Origin of the sequence: Coleofasciculus sp. FACHB-712 (assembly GCF_014695635.1) — a bacterium.
Classification (GTDB): domain Bacteria; phylum Cyanobacteriota; class Cyanobacteriia; order Cyanobacteriales; family FACHB-T130; genus FACHB-T130.
This window is the reverse complement of record NZ_JACJOQ010000340.1, coordinates 1-5,991: the sequence shown is the minus strand read 5'-3', so window position 1 is coordinate 5,991 and position 5,991 is coordinate 1. Positions and strand designations below refer to the sequence as shown.

2 protein-coding genes are annotated in these 5,991 nt (G+C 45.2%); both read left to right on the top strand.

The window, feature by feature from the left end; translation table 11 throughout:
- Positions 1-224: hypothetical protein (locus tag H6F50_RS26730; RefSeq protein ID WP_206754829.1), on the top strand; the 224-nt coding region annotated here is incomplete at its 5' end.
- Between the two features lie 200 nt (positions 225-424).
- A partial coding sequence (locus H6F50_RS08665; RefSeq protein ID WP_190428372.1) for a tetratricopeptide repeat protein occupies positions 425-5,991 on the top strand: 5,567 nt, incomplete at its 3' end.

Here is a 5,991-nt window from a genome sequence, read left to right as displayed (position 1 = left end):
ATCCACGCAAACTTTATTTAAGTCCCGTTCGCTCAAACATAGAGTTAACGGTTAGCGCAAACCACTCTATAGCAATCCATTTAAGTCATGAGATTCTACCAGTTCATATTCCCGGCTTCTTTGTGATGTCGGGAATCTCAGCTTTACAAATTCTTGAAGACGATTATATTTACAATCAACGAGTAATTCTTCGGGATCAAACTAACTCTTTTATAAAGATTTGATGAAGTTTAAGTAAAGATACGTAAAAGAAGAGTCATTTTAAAAAAGCAATATTTATAATGTTGGTGAAATTGCTGAAAAAGTAAAGAATAAATAGCTGCAAGCAAAAATAAGTTAACGCTTGACTAAAAGTTAAGGGTTATTCTTGCAGCCAAAAAAATTTTAAGTTTCGCAAAATTAGATAATCCTGAGCAAGAATCCTATGAATGTGGTGAGAAGCATCGGTCGGTTGCTGGTAGTTTTTCCTTTGGTAGGAGCGATTAATACCCAAGCAGTGCAGGGGCAATCCATTATTCCCGCAACTGACGGCACTGGCACCGATGTTGTCCTTGAGGGCGATCGCTTCGACATCAGCGGCGGACAGCCATCTGGAGCGAATCTTTTCCACAGCTTTGAGAAATTTGGACTGAACTCAAACCAGATTGCTAACTTTCTCTCCCAACCAGAGATTCAAAATATCCTGGGTCGCGTTGTCGGTGGAGATGCCTCCATTATTAATGGGCTGATTCAGGTAACAGGCGGGAATTCTAACCTCTTCTTGATGAATCCCGCAGGAATTATCTTCGGCGCAGGAGCCAGCCTCAACGTGCCTGCTTCCTTCACCGCGACAACAGCAACCGGAATTGGGATCGGATCAAATTGGTTCAATGCAGCAGGTTCTAACAACTACGCCGCACTGACAGGAAACCCCAACGCTTTTGCTTTTGCCACAACTCAGCCAGGAGCCATTATCAACGCTGGCAACCTCAGCTTACAGTCGGGACAAAACTTTTTAACTTTACTAGGCGGTACAGTTATCAATACCGGGCAGCTCGCGGCACCAGGGGGTAACATTACCGTAGCTGCCATCCCTGGTGAAAGTGTAGTCCGCATCACTCAGCAAGGACTGCTGCTAGGTTTGGAGATTCAACCCCTGGCAACGGCAAATACTCCACCGGGAAACTGGAATTTGCCAATTCCCACATTACCCCAACTGCTGACTGGTGGAAGTGGAGGCAATGCTACCGGGCTGAAAGTTAACAGTAATGGACAGGTAATATTAACTGGAGCTGGCATCCAGATAAAGGGTGAAGCGGGTACTACTATTGTGTCCGGTACTCTCGATGCGGCAAATAAAGCACCCGGTGCAGCCGGAGGCACTGTGGAAGTGGTGGGTAACAAAGTTGCCTTAGTGGAACAAGCTCAAATTGATGTCTCTGGAGATGGAAAGGGAGGCACTGCCTTAATTGGCGGCGATTATCAAGGTAAGGGTAAAGTACCGAACGCCACTCAAACGTATGTAGGTAAGGATGCAACGATTAAAGCTGATGCTATTAGCAATGGCAATGGCGGTAGAGTTATTGTTTGGGCAGATGAGACTACTGACTTTTCCGGAAATATTAGCAGCAAAGGTGGCACAAACTCTGGTAACGGCGGATTTGTTGAAGTATCTGGGAAGGAAAATCTAGCTTTTGACGGCGTTGTAAACGTAGGGGCAACGGCTGGAAAAGCGGGTCAACTATTATTAGACCCTGCCAACGTTGTTATAAGCGATACTGGGCAAGATAATGCACAGCTAGACGACGGACAAATCCTGGCTAGCGATCCAGGTGACACATTTTTCATTTCTGCCGACAAAATTGAGCAAATCCTAGCTACCGGAAATGTCTCAATTGTTGCCACAAATAACATCGCCATTAACAGTGACATTGATGCGAGCAGCAATGCCAATTCCTCCGATCTTACGTTCACTTCCGGCACCATCAATTTAAACGCCTCCATTACCTTAAATGGCGGGAATATTATCTTTGATGCTCCGGTTCTCCTTGGCAGTAGCGAAACCATTAGCACAGGTAATGGTTCAGGTGACATTGTATTTAAAAGTACCCTGAATGCAGTTAATACCCCCCAGGCTCTAAAGCTGAGTGCAGGTACAGGTAACATTATTTTCGACGGCGCAGTCGGCGATTTTAAGATCACGCTACCAGGTAGCCCTGTTCTGAAGACCCTAAGTATTACCGCTACCAGCACAGCAAATATAACTGCTAATAATACGATCGCTGCTGATAACATCAACATCACCAGCGGCAACATCACCCTCAAAGGCGACTTAAACTTAATTGCCTCTGACACTCCAGGAAGTTCTGTAACTTTGAATGCGACAGGCAACATCAAAACAGGAAATATCTCTGGTGGTGATTTTGTAAGTTTAACAGCAGGCAACATTATAACCGGAGATATCTCCACCAAGGATTCTGTAAATATTACAGCTACTAATGGCAGCATTGCATCTGGAAACATTGAAACCACAAATTTCCAGGATGATAGCTATAGCTCTGTAACTTTGTCTGCTACAGCAGGCAATATTATAACCGGAGATATCTCTGGTGATGATCTTGTAGAATTGGAAGCTACTAATGGCAGCATTACATTGTCTGCTACAGCAGGCAATATTATAACTGGAGATATCTCTGGTGATGATCTTGTAGAATTGGAAGCTACTAATGGCAGCATTGCATCTGGAAATATTGGAGCCTCCGAGGATGATAGCTCTGTAATTTTGTCTGCAAAAGGCAATATTGTAGTTGAAACTATTTTTTCAGGAGCAGGCGGTGTTGATATTACAGCTGGAGGACTTTTTCGGGCTGTAGGTCCGCAGTTTTTTACTGCTAATGATATAGAGTATTATCAAAATGATCTAATCAAAAATATTCCTGGATTGGTTGACTTCCTTGTAAGCAAGGGTATTCCGAAAGATAAATTAATCAATTCTCTAACAACCGTCGGCGTAATTACAAAAGGTAGTCCACCAGTCAGTATTAGGGCTGGCCTTAATAAGTTCGGAACTCCTGGTCGCATCGTTATCCGGTATGCAGGTGCAAACAAAACCGATGATGAAAGCAACGGCCCTCTAATCTTGATTAAAGGAGGAAATAATCAACCTTTTGTGATAGGACCGATTGCTACTAGCTTGGGTGAACCCTTTGTAGACGCAAGTAGTGGGGAGAATATTAGTAGTTTTGATCTTAATTCTCCTCCTGGTCTTCTAAGGAATGAAAGTTACCAGCTCCTAAATATTCCCAATGAGTTTCCCGATTTTGTTAGCGGTACTCGTGGAGCTATCCTTGTCGCAGGTGGGGCTAATGTATTCTTATCCGCATCGCTTCAAAATAAACCCTTTATACCCATAATTGCCGAACCCAAACCAGTCACTAACCCTGTTATTGTGACTAATCCTGTTCCTGTGACTAATCCTGTTCCTGTGACTAACCCTGTTCCTGTGACTAACCCTGTTCCTGTGACTAATCCAGATAGTGTCACTAAGCCTGTTACTGCTACTACTAATACTGGTGTCACTGATACTGCTACTGATAATTCTGACAGACCAACAACAATAGATATACAACTGATTGCGCTGAAAAATGACGCTTCTAATTCGGGATTATCGGATTCGAGCGATCGCATCCTTGTCTTCGATAACAGCCTCAAAAGCAGCTCAGATGCACGTCATGCGAACCGGGTGACGCGCAACAGCGATGGAACGCTAAAATTGTCAACGGCTGAAACATCTGCTGTGTGTGTTGGACAACTGCAAGATCCGCGACGGCGAAACCTGCAACTACGAGATCCGCGTTGCTTGCAAGAAAAACCCACCGCATCAGTCGCATCATCGCAAGATAGCCGTAAAGTCGCGGCAGATCGACTATTACAGCAAGGCTTTGAACAGTATCAGCCGAATCAGGTTGCACCTGCTGTCCAGTCTTGGCAACAGGCATTAAAAATCTACCAGGAACTCAAAGACGTTCCGGGGGAAGTTGCTGCCAGAGGTGTTCTGGGTGCGGCTTCTCTGGTTCAGGAAAACTATAAGGATGCGATCGCGCTGTTAGAGCCATTCTTGACGATGCAACCGGGAAATGGCAATCCTACAGCTAAAGCGCAAGCACTTTCAAATCTGGGAATTGCATACAAAGCCGTGGGCAACTATGCAAGCGCGATCGCATCCCATCAGCAAGCTTTGACAATTATGCAGGAAACCAAAGACCGTCAGGGAGAGGGTCAGGTTTCAGTCAATTTAGGCAATACTTACGAAGCTTTGGGTGAATATGACAAAGCAATTCAGTCTTATCAACAAAGTTTAACGATTGCACGAGAAATTAAAGATCCCTCAGCGGAAGGGAGAGCATTAGGAAATCTAGGAGCTATTTACGCTAATTTGGGCAAGTCTCAGCAAGCCGTTCAGTCTTACGAACAGAGTTTAGCGATCGCGCGGCAAATTAGCGATAAGGAAGGACAAGGAAGCACCCTAGCCAATCTCGGATCTGCTTATCATGTTCAGGGCGAATTTACTAAGGCGCTCGATTATTATCAGCAGAGTTTAGCGATCGCCAAAGAAATTAGCAATCGCGAGTTACAGCACAAGTCACTCGGAAATTTAGGAATTGCTTATGAGGATTTGGGCGACTACTCCAAAGCGATTGAGCATCATCAGAAGAGTTTAGAAATTGCGCGATCGCTGGGTGACAAACGAGGAGAGGGGGCGGCTCTCAATAACCTGGGACATACGCTATTTGCCTCTCGCAAACTCCCAGAAGCTGAGAAAAACCTCCGCGATGCTGTTGAGGTTATGGAATCTCTGCGACCGGGATTAAACGATATTCACAATGTTTCAGTTTTTGATACGCAAGTTCTGACTTACAACCTATTGCAACAAATCCTGATTGCCCAGAACAAAGAAGATTCGGCTCTGGAAATTTCCGAAAGGGGACGTGCCCGTGCGTTTGTAGAGTTACTGCAACAACGATTATCTCCTGAAGCTTCGGCACGTCAAACTAATTTAAATCCTCCGACCATCGCCCAAATTAAAAAAATTGCCAAAGAACAAAATGCCACGCTAGTTGAATATTCAATTGTCCCAGAAGAAGAATTCAAAGTTCAGGGTAAACTCAGAGGTCAGGCATCAGAACTCTTTATTTGGGTCGTTCAGCCTACAGGTAAAGTTGCCTTTCGCCGAGTTGACTTGAAACCGCTGCGGCAGCAAGATAATTCTTTTGAAGAGTTGCTAGCGAACAGTCGTATTTTATACGGCCCTAATATTCAAAAAGGAGAAGCGGCTAGAGCGCAACTTCATCAAGTGTTGATTCAGCCAATTGCTGATTTCCTGCCCAAAGACGCAAATTCCCATGTAATATTTATTCCGCAAGGTGGGCTGTTTCTGCTGCCTTTCCCAGCGCTAAAAGCTCCGAATGGCAAATACTTAATTGAGCAGCACACAATCCGAACCGCTCCCGCTATTGAGGTACTAGACCTTACTCACCAACAACAGCAACGTGTAGAAAGGTTGCATATGACCTCTCTAGATAGTAAAAACATGCTAGTGGTGGGGAATCCGACCATGCCCACGATGCCCACCACTAAAGCTGGACAAACGCCTCAGCCACTAGCACCGTTACCGGGTGCCGAACGGGAAGCGCTGACGATTGGTAAACTCTTGAACACTCAAGCGATCGTTGGTGACAAAGCAACCAAAGTTGAGATTGTGCAGCAGATGCCCCAGGCGCGGGTAATCCATCTAGCGACGCACGGCTTACTGGATGATATTCAAGAATTAGGCATTCCCGGCGCGATCGCGCTGGCTCCATCCAAGAACGATAATGGATTCCTCACTGCTGGAGAAATTTTTGACCTGAAGCTAAATGCTGAACTTGTAGTGTTGAGTGCTTGTCACACGGGACGCGGCAAAATTACCGGCGATGGCGTCATCGGTTTGTCGCGATCGCTCATTTCATCGGG